Genomic DNA, 14854 nt, shown 5'->3' on the forward strand with positions numbered 1-14854 from the left:
AGCGCAAAGCCGCTCGGACCTCGTCGCCTATGTGTTGCGGATGGGTGGCGGCGCGGCCGTTGCGCCGGCGCTGAACGCGGCGCGCGGCGCACAGCCTGGCTTCTGGAAGAACCTCGGCTTGATGGGGTATGCCGCGCATCTGCGCCACAACGACCGGGTGCGCAGCAAGTATTTCTTTATGCGTCCGTTGCTGACGGCGGCGGTTGTGATCGCGACGATCATCGTCGTGTTCGTCGTCTTGCTCGGTTTCGCGGATCATGCTTTGCACGATCCTTCGATTGCCGCGACGGCGGGCTGCGTGCTGATGTATTTCATGAGCGAGGCGCGCCTCGTGACCGCGTACTGGTTCGGGGCGACGCACGAGTCGAGAGATGCCAATGCGCTTGCGCGGCTGCTCGAGACGCGCGAGCGCCGTGAGCAGCTCGAGCGTATTGAAGGCATCGAAGGCGCGGAGGGTCTCGAGGGTCGTGAAGCGGTGGCGCGCGAAGTCGAAGCGTTTGTCGACGAGCGCGATGTCGAAGAAAAGCTGATCGAGCGTTCCGCGCGTGGCGAGTTGCCGCGTGCGGAGCGGACGGCGGCTGAGCTTTTTGAATGGAGGACGCCGCGGGTTTGAGTGGGTCGGAGTGCGCGCAAAACGACGCACCAGCGATACGCGTGCGTGGGACAAAAGCGGCGCAGCGCGGTACAAAAGCAAAAGGCCCTCGGCAATTGCCTGAGGGCCTTTTCACGCGGTTTCCCGCGAATTCAAAAGTTCGACTGGGAAAGGGCCTTATAAAAATCACAATAGTCCTGACGCGAGACTCACGCTCAGGACGATGAGTCACGCGCCCATTAAGGCATCGATGGGTCGCTGAAGCGCTCGGTAAATGCATTGCGCCCTGAATGAAGAGAAGGAACCCGGCGCGGGCGCGTGAGTATGCGTATGCGGCGGATTCAAGTCGCAAGCGTCGGGACGCACGCATCAAATCTGATGTACACATACGCGAATTGACGCTTTCGTTGCGATCCGATGGAACATAAAAGTGCCAACGCGCTCGCGCTTCGCCGCGCTGCCGACGTGCACGCGGGGAGACTTCGTTGGCGTGGGGTTTCAGGCGATCGCCGAAGGTGTTGCGCTCACCTTCAATGCGGTCGACGAAGGTGCCTCGATCGATTTTCGGATTCGACTTCGCGGGCCCATGCCTCAGCGTCCGCCCTGGTGTCGAACGTGCGGGACTGCGCTAATTTGCGCCAAAAGGGCAAGGCCGATGAGGTACGCTCGGTCGCCAGAAAACGAAAGGGAAAAAGAAAAAGGCCCTCGGCTTTCGCCTGAGGGCCTTTGTTCTTCGGGCTTCCAACGTACCCATGATTCTGGTGGGTAGTACTGGGATCGAACCAGTGACCCCTGCCGTGTGAAGGCAGTGCTCTACCGCTGAGCTAACCACCCGAAGAGCTGAGCATTATGTCAGAGCTTCACGACCCCGTAAAGGGTTTTTTAAGCGCTCTGCGCGTCCGCATTCGCCGCGACAGCCGCGTCCACGGGCGGTGCCGGTTCGATGCGCCATACGCTCACGCCCTTGAGCGCCTTGTCGAGATCGTTCAGTAGCGCTTCGTGCGCGGCGAGTTCGTCGTCGGTGGCCGCGAGCACGGGCAACTCGAGCGCCTCGAGCACGACACCGGGCGTGTGCGCAGCACCTGCCGCCGCCGTATCGCCGAGCATGTCGATGACGAGGCTCTCCTGGCCGCGCGTCATCGCGAGATAGACCTCGGCGAGCAACTCCGAGTCGAGCAGTGCGCCGTGCAGCGTGCGGTGCGCGTTGCTGATGCCGAAGCGATCGCATAGCGCGTCGAGCGAATTGCGCTTGCCGGGGAACATCGACTTCGCTTGCACGAGCGTATCGATGATGCCGTTGCCGCAATGCTCGCAGAAGCCCGGCAGCCCGAGCAGCGAAAACTCCGCGTCGAGAAACGCGATATCGAACGGCGCGTTGTGAATGATGAGCTCGGCGCCCTTGACGAAGTCGATGATCGCATCGGCCACTTCCGCGAACTTCGGCTTGTCGCTCAAAAACTCGGTCGTGAGCCCGTGCACCGCGAGCGCGCCCGGATCGCTATCGCGCCCGGGATTGACGTAGAAGTGCAGATTGTTGCCGGTGAGCCGCCGGTTCAGCAGCTCGACGCAGCCGATTTCGATGATGCGGTCGCCGCTCTTCGCATTGAGGCCGGTCGTTTCGGTATCGAGGATGATCTGACGCATGTCGGGGCAGGTGTTCTTCAGGCAGTTGTTCTTTACAGGTCGGCAAGCGCGGCGACGCCGCGATTCGCAAGCGCGTCGGCGCGCTCGTTTTCCGGATGCCCCGCGTGGCCCTTCACCCAGCGCCATTCGAGCTGATGCTGCGCGACGAGCGCATCGAGCCGTTGCCAGAGATCCGCGTTTTTCACCGGCGTTCTGGCGGCCGTCATCCAGTTCTTCTTCTTCCAGCCGTGAATCCACTCGCTGATGCCTTTCTGCACGTATTGCGAGTCGGTGTGCACGATCGCCTTGCACGGGCGCTTCAATGCTTCGAGCGCGGCGATCACCGCCATCAGTTCCATCCGGTTGTTCGTCGTGTTCGCTTCACCGCCGAACAGTTCTTTTTCATGTTCCCCGAAGCGCAGGATGGCGCCCCAGCCGCCGGGGCCCGGGTTGCCCTTGCAGGCGCCGTCGGTGAAGATTTCGATCAGATCAGATGTCATTGCTGTTGCGTGTATTGGGTGTGGCAGCGGGCGCGAGGCCTGCGGCGAGCACGGGTTTCTTGACCTTGACCGGGCCGACGAGGCGCATGGCGCGCACGCGCTTGATCGCCGTCACCATGTACGCGGCGCCGAAAATCGGCCACCAGCGGTCGCCCGCGGCTTCCATGAACGCGTAGCGGTTGAGCCACACGTCGCTGACGAGGGGCGGACGATAGCAGCCGAAGCGCCCGCGATCAAGATCGAAGCCTAACAGCTTGATCCAGTCCTTAAGGCGCGTGAAGGCAATGAGGTCGTGCGCGGCGGGCACGAAAGGGCGCCCCGTCATCTTGCCGACCGATTGCCGCGCGCCCCACAGCGACAACGAATTGAAGCCGAGGATGATCAACCGCCCTTCGGGCATCAGCACGCGTTCGGCTTCGCGCAACAGCCGGTGCGGATCGCTGGTGAATTCGAGCGTATGCGGCATCACGATCAGATCGACGCTTTGCGCCTCGAACGGCAGATCGAGCAGGTCGCACCACACGGTGCTGCGCGCGGTCGGCGAGTGGCGGCCGGGCAGGCCGCCCGCGTGGCCGTCGGGCAACACATACGGTGCGCTCGACCCGCTCGCCGCGTCGAGTACGAGACCGCGGCCCGGCATGCGGTTTTCACGCAACGCATCGAGTTGCGGCAGGCCGAGCTGCAGCGCATGAAAGCCGAACACGTCCGACACGACCCGGTCGAGCTGCGCCTGCTCCCACTGCAGCACGTAGCGGCCGGGCGGCGAATCCGTCCAGGCGGGCCAGTCTATAATCGATCGCTCAGACATGTTAAAGATGCGTCGCCTATGAATTCGCTTGAATACGTACCCGTCCCGGCCTTCGAAGACAATTACATCTGGCTCGTATCCGACGGCCGCAATGCGGTGGCGGTCGACCCGGGTGAGGCTGCCCCGGTGCAGGCTTATCTCGCGAAGCGGGGCTGGCGGTTGAGCGCTATTTTACTCACGCACCATCATCCCGACCACGTCGGCGGGGTGGCCGATCTGCTGAAAGGCCAGGATATACCCGTGTACGGTCCGGCGGGCGAAGCGATCGAGCATCTGACCTGCAGACTATCCGGCGGCGACCGGGTCAGCATCGCCGAACCCGCGCTCGAACTCGACGTGCTCGATGTGCCCGGCCACACCAGCGGCCATATCGCGTATTTCCAGGCGGCGGACCCCGGGCTGGGCTCGGAAGGCACGCCGCACGTCTTTTGCGGCGATACGCTGTTCGCCTGCGGCTGCGGGCGGCTCTTCGAAGGCACCCCCGCGCAAATGCTCGATTCGCTCGATTCGCTCGCGGCGCTGCCCGGTGCGACCGAAGTGCATTGCGCGCACGAGTACACGCTGTCCAACATCCGTTTCGCGCTCGCGTGCGAGCCCGGCAATGCCGAACTGCAAGCCTGGCGCGACGAAGCGGCCGGGCGCCGCGCGCGCAACGTGCCCACCTTGCCGACCACGATCGCCCATGAACGCGCGGTCAATCCGTTCCTGCGCGCGGGCGAGCCGGCGGTTCAGGCAACCCTTGCCGACGAGCTTCACGAAGCGGTGCCGGACCGTCTTACCGCGTTCACGCTAATGCGGGAATGGAAGAACAGATTCCGATAAACCGCTTTAAAAAGTTCCCTTGACCCACGCACGTCTAAGGTAATCTTCATCTGAATCATCAAAAAGCCCGCCAAGCCTCAGATTTGGCGGGCTTTTTCACACATTTTCGATTGACGGAAACCGCGCTCTTTCGTACTATCGGCTGCAAATTCCAACCGCATTTCACTCTGCGGTTCAATCCGCCGTCTTAACTCGCGTTCAGTGGGTCGATTCAGTCGGTGGTGTTTTTCCAGCCATTCCAGCCAGCCGTTTCAGGTTGCAGTTCCAGCCTTTTCGGGAAGCCGAGACGTCCATGAGATTTATCTTTAGCGCGTTGTTGGTTCTGATGCTCGCCGCGTGCGCGAGCCAGGGGCCAACGACCGTCAGTTCCAACACCGCCTCCAATCCCGCCACCCAGCAAGCCGTAGCCGATACCCTTCGCAAGACCGCTTCCGCCAAAGAAACCATCAACGTCGACCAGGGTTCGGTCGATCAGCTGACGAGCGCCGACTCCGATCTCTGGGGCCGCATTCGCCGTGGCTTCCAGATGCCGGATCTGCAAAGCGATCTGGTCGACATGCAGGTCAACTGGTACGCGCAGCGTCCGGACTACGTCCAGCGCATGACCGAACGCTCGCAGAAGTACCTCTATCACATCGTCGAGGAACTCGAAGCGCGGCATATGCCCACCGAGCTCGCGCTGCTGCCGTTCATCGAGTCCGCGTATAACCCGCAGGCGCTGTCGGTCGCGAAGGCGGCCGGCATGTGGCAGTTCGTGCCGGGCACGGGCCGCACGTACAACCTCAAGCAGAACATGTGGCAGGACGAGCGGCGCGACGTGCTCGCGTCGACGAGCGCCGCGCTCGACTATCTGTCGAAGCTGCACGACATGTTCGGCGACTGGTATCTCGCGCTCGCCGCGTACAACTGGGGCGAGGGCAATGTGCAGCGCGCGATCGCGCGCAACGAGGCGGCGGGCTTGCCGACCGACTATCAAAGCCTGCGCATGCCGATGGAAACGCGCAACTACGTGCCGAAGCTGCAGGCCGTGAAGAACATCATCGAGAACCCGCAGGTGTATGGGCTCACGCTGCCGGAAATTCCTAACCACCCGTACTTCGTCACGGTGACGACGTCGCACGATATCGACGTCGATGTCGCCGCGAAACTCGCGAACATGACGCCGGAAGAGTTCCGTTCGCTGAATCCGTCGTTCAAGAAGCCCGTTATTCTCGGCGCCACGCAACCGCAGATTCTGTTGCCGTTCGACAACGCCAGCGCCTTCGAGCGCAACCTCAAGGGGTATAGCGGATCGCTGTCTTCGTGGACCACCTATACGGTCACCGAGCGCTCGCGCCCGGCGGCGATCGCGCAGAAAATCGGCGTCGACGCGGACACGCTGATGGAGGTCAACAAGATTCCGTCGGGCATGCGTCTGAAACCGGGCTCGACGATCGTCGTGCCGCGCGGCGACGACGTTGACGAAGACATCAGCGCCGATGTCGCCGAAGGCGCGGTGCTCGCGATGGAGCCGGACGTCCCCGATACGCGCAAGATGCTGATTCGCGTGCGCCGTTCGCAGTCGATGTCGTCGCTGGCGAGCCGCTATGGCGTCTCGGTCGGTCAGCTGAAGGGCTGGAACCGCACGCATCGCAACGACGTGCGGGCCGGCCAGGTGATCGTGCTGCACGTGCCGGTCGGCAAGCGTGTGCCGACTGAGCCGGGTCCGGAGCGGCTCGCGACGGACGTGCGTGGCGGCGGCGTGCAGAAGATCAGCGCGCGCGTCGGCGGCGACAGCGCCGACGACGATGACAAGTCATCGAAGAGCGAGAAAAGCAGCCAGAAGGCCCGCGGCAAGTCGGGCGTCGTGAAGGCCTCCGGACATGCGGGTAAGACGGGCGGCGTGAAAAAGGTTTCGACGGCGGCCGACTCGTCCGCCGCAAAGTCGCCGAAAGCCGCGGCGCCTAGCCGCCAGAAGACCGCGGCCAACGCGAAGAAGGGCAAGAAGTAACCACAACAGGCGGTATGCCGAGGATGTCGAAACATGCGCTGCGGGGGCAGCGCATGCAGTGCGCTCCGATACGCCTCGTTTGTTCAGCGCCGCCACCTCTGTGGCGGCGTTTTCATTTAAGCGGGCTTTTCACAAATCATTTAATGTTCTGGCTCTGGCCGCTTCCCCGTTAGCCGCGTTCAGGCCGCTTTTGTCCACTGTCTGTCCAGTCCAGCACTCATGTTGTCGACCCCACTTCGCGTATTCCTGCTGTTTTCCGCCGGCTACTTCGTCTCGTACGTGTTTCGTGGCGTCAACCTTGGGTTCGCGCCGCTCATTACGCGGGAGATGGGGCTATCGGCCACCGATCTCGGCCTGCTGACGAGCCTCTATTTCCTCGGCTTCGCGGGCGCACAGATCCCGGCCGGCGTGCTGCTCGACCACTATGGCTCGCGCCGCACGACCGCGGGCATGCTGCTGTTTGCGGCGGCGGGCATCTGGGTGTTCGGCGCCGCGCACGGCATCGGCGTGATGATGATCGGGCGCCTGCTGATCGGCATCGGCGTATCGGTGTGCCTCGGCGCCGCGTTCAAGGCGCTCGCGCAGCAGTTCCCGGCGGCGCGTCTGCCGCTCGTCAATGGGCTCACGATGGCGGTCGGCGGTCTCGGCGGCGTCGTGGTCGGTTCGCCGCTCACCTGGGTGCTCACGCTGACGACCTGGCGCACGGTCTGTGTCGGCCTCGGCGTGATGACGGTGGCCGTGGCCGTGATTTTGTGGACGTGCGCGCCCGACACGCAGGGCGCGCCGCGCCATACGACGCTAATGGGCCAGTTCAAGGGCACGCTGGATATTTTGCGCAGCGCGGCATTCTGGAAAATCGCGTCGTTCCCCGTGATTACGCAAGGCGTGTTCTACGCGATGCAGTCGCTTTGGGTCGGTGCGTGGCTGCGCGATGTCAGCGGTTTCCAGCCGGGGCCGGCCGCGGCGCTCGTCTCGGTGCTCGGCTTCGCGATGATGGCGGGCTGTGTCGGCTTCGGCGCGGCGGCGCGCAGTCTCGAGCGGCGCGGTGTGTCGCTGTACGCGTTTTGCGGAATCGGCGGTTTGCTGTTCGTCGTCACGCAAGTGCTGATCATGCTGGACGCGCCGCTGCCGGCCGGGCTGCTGTGGGCGGCGTACGGCTTCTTCGGCGGCACGGGCATCCTCAGTTACGCGCTGTTGCCGCGCTATTTCGCGCCGCACATGATCGGCCGCGCGAACACGACAATGAATCTGGTGATCTTTATGCTGATCTTCGGCTTTCAGGTGGGCGTGGGCGCGGTGCTGTCGCACTGGCCGGCGGTCGCGGGCCACTATCCGGCGACCGCGCACCTGACCACGTGGGCGATCCTGCTCGGCCTGCAGATCGCCGGAGCGATCTGGTACGTATTGCCAAGCCAGGTGCTGCCGAATGCCGCGCAAATGCTGGCGAAGCACCAGCCGTAGGCCTGCGCCGTCCGCTCCGGAACCGGTTCGCGGGCGGGCGGAGCTATCTCGGATTTGAAGGGAAGGGCGCTTTCAGGCTATAATTCCAAGGTTTGAGCTTATCAACCCGCACCCTAGCGCCTACCTCTTCTAAACCGTTCATCCGCCGCCGCGCCCGCAGTTTCGTTTCAGGCTTTTGCTTCAGGCTTTGTTCTCCACGCGCCGCCTTATCCGCCTTCGCCGCGGACCAGCCGGGCAAGTGCGAACCTGAATCCCGTGCGAAACCGGGCTGCGCCACGCGAGCGGGCTCACGCCTGCATCGGCCGACACGCTGTCGCACAATGCGCACGCACCGGCTCGAGCGGATGGACAGGTCGGCAACAGGGTGTTCCGCCAAGGAGTCCCCCGTGTTGCCGTCATTTTCTCCCGCTCTGCTCGCGCTTGCCGACGGCACGGTCTTTCGTGGTTACTCGATCGGCGCCGCCGGTCATACGATCGGTGAAGTCGTGTTCAACACGGCCATCACCGGCTATCAGGAAATCCTGACCGACCCGAGCTACGCGCAACAGATCGTCACGCTGACGTATCCGCACATCGGCAATGTCGGCGTCAATGCAGAAGACGTAGAAGCCACGAAAGTCCATGCCGCCGGCCTGATCATCCGCGATCTGCCGGTCCTCGCGTCGAATTTCCGCATGGAGCGCACGCTGTCCGACTATCTGCGCGACGAAGGCGTCGTCGCGATCGCCGGCCTCGATACGCGCAAGCTCACGCGCATTCTGCGCGACAAGGGCGCACAGAACGGCGCCATTCTCGCCGGCTCCGATGACGAAACGAAGGCAATCGAACTCGCGCGTTCGTTCCCGGGCCTCGCGGGCATGGACCTCGCGAAGGTCGTATCGACGAAAAGCCAGTACGAGTGGAAGCAGACCGAATGGCGCCTCGGCAGCGGCTTCGGCCTGCAGAACACGCCGACGTATCGCGTGGTCGCGTTCGACTACGGCGTCAAGCACAACATCCTGCGCATGCTCGCGGAGCGCGGCTGCCAGGTCACCGTGCTGCCCGCCGAGGCCACCGCGGCCGACGCGTTCGCGCTCAATCCGGACGGCGTGTTTCTGTCGAATGGCCCCGGCGACCCGGAGCCGTGCGACTACGCGATCGAAGCAACACGCGAATTTATCGCGCGCGGCATTCCGACCTTCGGCATCTGTCTCGGCCATCAGATCATGGGCCTCGCGGTCGGCGCGAAGACCATGAAGATGAAAACCGGCCACCACGGCGCGAACCATCCGGTGAAGGATCTCGGAGACGGCCGCGTCGTGATCACGTCGCAGAACCATGGCTTCGCAGTCGATGCGGCCACGCTGCCCGCGAACGCGAAGGTCACGCACGTGTCGCTGTTCGACGGCACGCTGCAGGGCTTCGCGCTGACCGACAAGCCCGCGTTCTGCTTCCAGGGCCACCCGGAAGCGTCGCCCGGTCCGCACGACATCGGCTATCTGTTCGACCGCTTCACCGCGCTGATGGATGCCCGCAAGCACAGCAGCGCCAACAGCCACACTGCGGCGGCGTAAGCGTCTCGCGTACGCGAACAGAACTCTGGCGCGCGTAGCGGAGCGGGGCGGCAAAGCCGGCCCCGCGATTTCAGCGCGCCACCGGAAAGAACACAGCAATAGAGATTAGCGAGAGCGTTATGCCCAAGCGGACAGACATTAAAAGCATCCTCATCATCGGCGCGGGTCCGATCATCATCGGTCAGGCGTGCGAGTTCGATTACTCGGGCGCGCAGGCCTGCAAGGCGCTGCGTGAAGAGGGCTACAAGGTCATTCTCGTCAACAGCAATCCGGCGACGATCATGACCGACCCGAACACGGCCGACGTCACGTATATCGAGCCGATCACGTGGGAAGTGGTCGAGCGCATCATCGCGAAGGAGCGCCCCGACGCGGTGCTGCCGACGATGGGCGGTCAGACCGCGCTCAACTGCGCGCTCGATCTGCATCACCACGGCGTGCTCGGCAAGTACGACGTCGAGCTGATCGGCGCATCGCCGGAAGCGATCGACAAGGCCGAAGACCGCCAGAAGTTCAAGGACGCGATGACGAAGATCGGCCTCGGGTCGGCAAAGTCGGGCACCGCGCATTCGATGGAAGAGGCGCTCAAGGTGCACGCGCAGATCTCGGCGGAAACGGGCGGCATCGGCTACCCGGTCGTGATCCGTCCGTCGTTCACGCTCGGCGGTTCGGGTGGCGGCATCGCGTATAACCGCGAGGAGTTCGAAGAGATCTGCAAGCGCGGCCTCGATCTTTCGCCGACGCGCGAACTGCTGATCGAAGAGTCGCTGCTGGGCTGGAAAGAGTACGAGATGGAAGTGGTCCGCGACCGCGCGGATAACTGCATCATCGTCTGCTCGATCGAGAACCTCGATCCGATGGGCATCCACACCGGCGATTCGATCACCGTCGCGCCGGCGCAAACGCTCACCGACAAGGAATATCAGATCCTGCGTAACGCGTCGCTTGCGGTGCTGCGCGAGATCGGCGTCGATACGGGCGGCTCGAACGTGCAGTTCGCGATCAACCCGAAAGACGGCCGCATGATCGTCATCGAGATGAACCCGCGCGTGTCGCGTTCGTCGGCGCTCGCCTCGAAGGCGACGGGCTTCCCGATTGCGAAGGTCGCGGCGAAGCTCGCGGTCGGCTATACGCTCGACGAACTGAAGAACGAGATCACCGGCGGTCAGACGCCGGCGTCGTTCGAACCGACCATCGACTATGTCGTCACGAAGATTCCGCGCTTTGCGTTCGAGAAGTTCCGCGAAGCCGATCCGCGCCTGACCACGCAGATGAAGTCGGTCGGCGAAGTGATGGCGATCGGCCGTACGTTCCAGGAGTCGTTCCAGAAGGCGCTGCGCGGTCTCGAAGTCGGCGTCGACGGGCTCGACGAAAAGACCGTGAGCCGCGACGAAGTGATTCGCGAGATCGGCGAGGCCGGCCCGGATCGCATCTGGTATGTCGGCGATGCGTTCCGTCTCGGTCTCTCGCCGCAGGAAGTGTTCGAGGAAACCGCGATCGACCCCTGGTTCCTCGCGCAGATCGAGCAGATCGTGCTGAAGGAAAAGGCGCTCGAAGGCCGCACGCTCGCGAGCGTGTCCGCGCAGGAATTGCGTTATCTGAAGCAAAGCGGATTCTCGGACCGGCGCCTCGCGAAGCTGCTGAAGGCGAAGCCCGCCGACGTGCGCGCGCGTCGTATCGAACTGAACGTGCGCCCGGTCTACAAGCGCGTCGACACGTGCGCGGCCGAGTTCGCGACGAAAACGGCCTACATGTACTCGACGTACGAGGAAGAGTGCGAAGCGAACCCGACCAACAACAAGAAGATCATGGTGCTCGGCGGCGGTCCGAACCGCATCGGCCAGGGCATCGAGTTCGACTATTGCTGCGTGCACGCGGCGCTCGCGATGCGCGAAGACGGCTATGAAACGATCATGGTCAACTGCAACCCCGAGACCGTTTCGACCGACTACGACACCTCCGACCGCCTGTACTTCGAACCGTTGACGCTCGAAGACGTGCTCGAAATCGTCGACAAGGAAAAGCCGCTTGGCGTGATCGTGCAATACGGCGGTCAGACGCCGCTGAAGCTCGCGCTCGATCTCGAGGCGAACGGCGTGCCGATCGTCGGCACGTCGCCGGACATGATCGATGCGGCGGAAGACCGCGAGCGTTTCCAGAAGCTGTTGCAGCAACTGCAACTGCGCCAGCCGCCGAATCGCACCGCGCGTAACGAAGACGAAGCGCTGAAACTCGCCGACGAAATCGGCTATCCGCTCGTCGTGCGTCCGTCGTATGTGCTCGGCGGCCGGGCGATGGAGATCGTGCACGAGCCGCGCGACCTCGAGCGCTATATGCGCGAAGCGGTGAAGGTCAGCCACGATTCGCCGGTGCTGCTCGACCGCTTCCTCAACGACGCGATCGAATGCGACGTCGATTGCATCTCCGATGGCGATGCCGTGTTTATCGGCGGCGTGATGGAGCACATCGAGCAGGCAGGCGTGCACTCGGGCGACTCGGCCTGCTCGCTGCCGCCGTATTCGCTGTCGAACGAAACGGTCGCCGAGCTGAAGCGCCAGACCGCCGCGATGGCGAAGGCGTTGAACGTGGTCGGCCTGATGAACGTGCAATTCGCGATCCAGCAGGTGCCGCGGGAAGACGGCTCGAAGCGTGATGTGATTTATGTGCTCGAGGTGAATCCGCGTGCGTCGCGTACGGTACCGTACGTGTCGAAGGCCACGAGCCTGCCGCTCGCGAAGATCGCCGCGCGCGCGATGGTCGGTCAGAAGCTCGCGCAACAAGGCGTGACGAAGGAAGTCGAGCCGCCGTACTTCAGCGTCAAGGAAGCCGTGTTCCCGTTTATCAAGTTCCCGACCGTCGACCCGGTGCTCGGACCGGAAATGCGTTCGACCGGCGAAGTGATGGGCGTGGGCCGCACGTTCGGCGAGGCGCTCTTCAAGTCGCAGCTCGCCGCGGGTTCGCGCCTCCCCGAGTCGGGCACGGTGCTGCTCACGGTCATGGACGCCGACAAGCCGAAGGCCGTCGAAGTCGCACGCATGCTGCATGAGTTGGGCTACCCGCTCGTCGCGACCAAGGGCACGGCCGCGGCGATCGAGGCGGCCGGCGTGCCGGTGCGCGTCGTCAATAAGGTGAAAGACGGTCGCCCGCATATCGTCGACATGATCAAGAACGGCGAGATCGCACTTGTGTTCACGACCGTCGACGAAACCCGCGCGGCGATCGCCGATTCGCGTTCGATCCGCATGAGCGCGCAGGCGAACAAGGTCACGTACTACACGACGATGTCGGGCGCGCGGGCGGCGGTCGAGGGGCTGCGGTATCTGAAGGATCTCGAGGTCTATGATTTACAAGGGCTTCATGCTCGCCTAAACTAAGGCTTCGAATCTCTGTCGAAGCTGTATGTGCCGCGGTTAAGCGGCGTCCCTGAAGGTACCGGATCGGGCTCTGATGCGAGCGTCCCGGCATCGGGTACCTCTTTGGGGATGCACTTAACCGCGGTTGATTTTTTTTAAGGCCGTTTTTTTGCCAAAGAGTTGTTTATGAGCACTATTCCATTGACGAAACGCGGCGCTGACCAGTTGCGCGATGAATTGCAGCGCCTGAAATCGGTAGAACGTCCCGCGGTCATCAATTCGATCGCGGAAGCGCGTGCCCAGGGCGATCTGTCGGAAAACGCCGAATACGATGCAGCAAAAGAGAAGCAGGGCTTCATCGAGGGGCGTATCGCCGACATCGAATCGAAGCTGGCCGCCGCGCAGATCATCGACCCCGCCGCACTCGATGCGGATGGGCGCGTCGTGTTTGCGGCCACGGTCGAGCTCGAAGATCTCAACAGTGGCGACACCGTGACGTACCAGATCGTCGGCGACGACGAAGCGGATCTCGCGCACGGTCTGATCTCGGTCAGCTCGCCGATCGCGCGCGCGCTGATCGGTAAGTCCGAAGGCGACGTCGCATCGGTGCAAGCGCCTAGCGGGGTGCGCGAATACGAGATCATCTCGGTTCGCTACGTCTGATCGACACACGCCAGGTGACCTTGATGCCGCATCGAATCTTCCGCCTGCTGACGGTTGTGTGGGTGGGCACTCTGTTGACGATCGGCTATGTGGTCGCACCAGTGCTGTTCGCTTCGCTCGATCGCATCACGGCGGGTTCCGTTGCCGCGCAGCTGTTTCGTATCGAAGGTGTGATCGGCGTCGTATGCGGCGTGTTGCTGCTTGCGCTGTGCAATGTGCTGATTCGCCGCGACGAAGTCGCCTATAAACGGTTGCGCTGGCTCGTGGCCGGCATGCTCGTTTGCGTGCTGGTCGGGTACTTCGCGCTGCAGCCGTTTATGAATGCGCTACGCATTGCCGCACAGGAAGCGGGCACCGACGTCGGCCATTCGGTCTATGCCAGCCGCTTCGGTATGTTGCACGGCGTGTCGAGTCTGTTCTACCTGATCGAGAGCCTGCTGGCGCTGGCGCTCGTGTGGAAACTGCCGACTGCTGCGACGGCGGCAGTGTCAGGGACGCGCGCGGATTCGACCGCGGGTCGCACGAAAGCGGCCGGCTGAGCGGTCGATTTTCAAGCTGCGCGTTGCGCGGCTTCTTCCGTTAAAGACAAATCCGCAGCTGAATGCGAATGGCGTGTTCAGGCTGGTTGAATCGCTGCCTGCGGCTTCATGTCGCACGTGGCGCGCAAGTGCGTAAAGTCTCGGTTTACCGGTTTGCCACAGTGTTGCTTCGGGCGGCCTTGCTTTGCGCCGCCTTTTCGTCGGAACCCATGGCCATCAACCATGGCCGTAACCCGTCGCCGTGACGTTTCGCCGCATGCGGCGAAACGTGTTACCGGTTACTTCGTCGATTGACGTTGACGTTTCGCGCTGGTCTGCCGTTTCTTTGCGCGCTTGATGTTGCCGCCGGCGGTCACGCGTTCGTTGCCGCGTACCACCACTTTTTGCGGCTTCGGACGGCGCATCGGGTTATCGGGGGAAAGCTTGACGACCTTGACGACGCGCGGTGCGCGGCCTTGCGTCGACGCTTTTTCGGCGGCGGCCGCTTCGCCTGCGCTCGGCAACGCGTTGCGGCGCGGCGATCGGGCGGCAGGGCGCGCGGCTTCAGGCTTCCAGATCACGAGCAGCTTGCCGATATGCTGGATCGGCGCGGCGTTGAGGCGATCGCAGATCTCGTCGTAGATCGCGACACGTTCGTCGCGCTCATCGCCGAATACACGGATCTTGATCAGTTCATGAGCGACGAGGTGGACGTCTATTTCGGCCAGCACGGCATCGGTCAAGCCTTCGGCGCCGACGAGCACGACAGGTTTGAGTGCATGAGCCTGTGAGCGCAGGGCGGCGCGTTGTTCGGAGGAGACTTTGAGGGCTGGCATGGAAAGGTGAGGGACTCGACTAGAATGGCACCGCTGCGGCCGCGGTCTGTCGTGCGGCGGCATGGGTATGGATCTGCATCTGCTACGACCGCGGCGGCGCGAACACAGAGCCAGGCACAGCGGCTCGCCGACGCC

At 63.3% G+C, this 14854-nt stretch carries 12 protein-coding genes and 1 tRNA gene; 8 read left to right on the forward strand and 5 right to left on the reverse strand.

What is annotated here, in order from left to right; translation table 11 throughout:
- On the forward strand, positions 1 to 613 hold a 613-nt coding region (locus ACYPXD_RS33755; protein WP_459722849.1), incomplete at its 5' end, for a hypothetical protein.
- Between the two features lie 738 nt (positions 614 to 1351).
- On the opposite strand, the gene ACYPXD_RS33760 is transcribed toward ACYPXD_RS33755, so the two are convergent.
- From ACYPXD_RS33760 to ACYPXD_RS33775, 4 genes are all read right to left on the reverse strand, one after another.
- Positions 1352 to 1426 (reverse strand) — tRNA-Val (locus tag ACYPXD_RS33760).
- 48 nt (positions 1427 to 1474) lie between these two features.
- Positions 1475 to 2236 carry a DNA polymerase III subunit epsilon gene (gene dnaQ / locus ACYPXD_RS33765; protein WP_459722852.1) on the reverse strand — a complete coding sequence of 254 codons (762 nt, stop codon included), beginning with the start codon at positions 2234 to 2236 and terminating at the stop codon, positions 1475 to 1477.
- 32 nt (positions 2237 to 2268) lie between these two features.
- Positions 2269 to 2715, reverse strand: coding sequence for a ribonuclease HI (gene rnhA, locus ACYPXD_RS33770; RefSeq protein WP_459722855.1), 447 nt, complete (start codon positions 2713 to 2715; stop codon positions 2269 to 2271).
- Positions 2705 to 3523 (reverse strand): class I SAM-dependent methyltransferase, encoded by an 819-nt coding sequence (locus tag ACYPXD_RS33775; RefSeq protein ID WP_459722857.1) that lies wholly within the window; start codon positions 3521 to 3523, stop codon positions 2705 to 2707. Before ACYPXD_RS33775 ends, rnhA begins: the two co-directional genes overlap by 11 nt.
- 18 nt (positions 3524 to 3541) lie before the next feature.
- Between ACYPXD_RS33775 and gloB the strand changes: the two genes are divergently transcribed.
- The 7 genes from gloB to ACYPXD_RS33810 all read left to right on the forward strand — a co-directional run bounded on the left by gloB (position 3542) and on the right by ACYPXD_RS33810 (position 13904).
- Complete coding sequence (gloB, locus tag ACYPXD_RS33780; RefSeq protein ID WP_459722860.1) at positions 3542 to 4345, forward strand: hydroxyacylglutathione hydrolase; 804 nt, start codon at positions 3542 to 3544, stop codon at positions 4343 to 4345.
- Between the two features lie 292 nt (positions 4346 to 4637).
- Positions 4638 to 6335: a transglycosylase SLT domain-containing protein gene (locus tag ACYPXD_RS33785; RefSeq protein ID WP_459722863.1), complete on the forward strand. Its 1698-nt coding sequence runs from the start codon at positions 4638 to 4640 to the stop codon at positions 6333 to 6335.
- 219 nt (positions 6336 to 6554) lie between these two features.
- On the forward strand, positions 6555 to 7796 hold the full coding sequence (locus ACYPXD_RS33790; RefSeq protein WP_459722866.1) for an MFS transporter: 1242 nt from the start codon (positions 6555 to 6557) through the stop codon (positions 7794 to 7796).
- Between the two features lie 386 nt (positions 7797 to 8182).
- Entirely contained in the window at positions 8183 to 9349 is a 1167-nt protein-coding gene (gene carA / locus ACYPXD_RS33795) for a glutamine-hydrolyzing carbamoyl-phosphate synthase small subunit (RefSeq protein WP_459722872.1), read from the forward strand.
- Between the two features lie 119 nt (positions 9350 to 9468).
- Positions 9469 to 12723 carry a carbamoyl-phosphate synthase large subunit gene (carB, locus tag ACYPXD_RS33800; protein ID WP_459722877.1) on the forward strand — a complete coding sequence of 1085 codons (3255 nt, stop codon included), beginning with the start codon at positions 9469 to 9471 and terminating at the stop codon, positions 12721 to 12723.
- 165 nt (positions 12724 to 12888) lie between these two features.
- Complete coding sequence (gene greA / locus ACYPXD_RS33805; protein WP_459722881.1) at positions 12889 to 13365, forward strand: transcription elongation factor GreA; 477 nt, start codon at positions 12889 to 12891, stop codon at positions 13363 to 13365.
- 23 nt (positions 13366 to 13388) lie between these two features.
- Entirely contained in the window at positions 13389 to 13904 is a 516-nt protein-coding gene (locus tag ACYPXD_RS33810) for a DUF4149 domain-containing protein (RefSeq protein WP_459722885.1), read from the forward strand.
- Between the two features lie 278 nt (positions 13905 to 14182).
- Here ACYPXD_RS33810 and ACYPXD_RS33815 read toward each other — a convergent pair whose 3' ends face one another.
- Positions 14183 to 14719 carry a YhbY family RNA-binding protein gene (locus ACYPXD_RS33815; RefSeq protein WP_459722889.1) on the reverse strand — a complete coding sequence of 179 codons (537 nt, stop codon included), beginning with the start codon at positions 14717 to 14719 and terminating at the stop codon, positions 14183 to 14185.
- Between the last annotated feature and the right edge of the window lie 135 nt (positions 14720 to 14854).

This window comes from Paraburkholderia sp. 2C (assembly GCF_054589215.1).

Bases quoted from the DNA above. Each gene is read 5' to 3' on its own strand.
- dnaQ (WP_459722852.1), bottom strand. From the start codon at position 2,236: ATGCGTCAGATCATCCTCGATACCGAAACGACCGGCCTCAATGCGAAG.
- rnhA (WP_459722855.1), bottom strand. From the start codon at position 2,715: ATGACATCTGATCTGATCGAAATCTTCACCGACGGCGCCTGCAAGGGC.
- ACYPXD_RS33775 (WP_459722857.1), bottom strand. From the start codon at position 3,523: ATGTCTGAGCGATCGATTATAGACTGGCCCGCCTGGACGGATTCGCCG.
- gloB (WP_459722860.1), top strand. From the start codon at position 3,542: ATGAATTCGCTTGAATACGTACCCGTCCCGGCCTTCGAAGACAATTAC.
- ACYPXD_RS33785 (WP_459722863.1), top strand. From the start codon at position 4,638: ATGAGATTTATCTTTAGCGCGTTGTTGGTTCTGATGCTCGCCGCGTGC.
- ACYPXD_RS33790 (WP_459722866.1), top strand. From the start codon at position 6,555: ATGTTGTCGACCCCACTTCGCGTATTCCTGCTGTTTTCCGCCGGCTAC.
- carB (WP_459722877.1), top strand. From the start codon at position 9,469: ATGCCCAAGCGGACAGACATTAAAAGCATCCTCATCATCGGCGCGGGT.
- greA (WP_459722881.1), top strand. From the start codon at position 12,889: ATGAGCACTATTCCATTGACGAAACGCGGCGCTGACCAGTTGCGCGAT.
- ACYPXD_RS33810 (WP_459722885.1), top strand. From the start codon at position 13,389: ATGCCGCATCGAATCTTCCGCCTGCTGACGGTTGTGTGGGTGGGCACT.
- ACYPXD_RS33815 (WP_459722889.1), bottom strand. From the start codon at position 14,719: ATGCCAGCCCTCAAAGTCTCCTCCGAACAACGCGCCGCCCTGCGCTCA.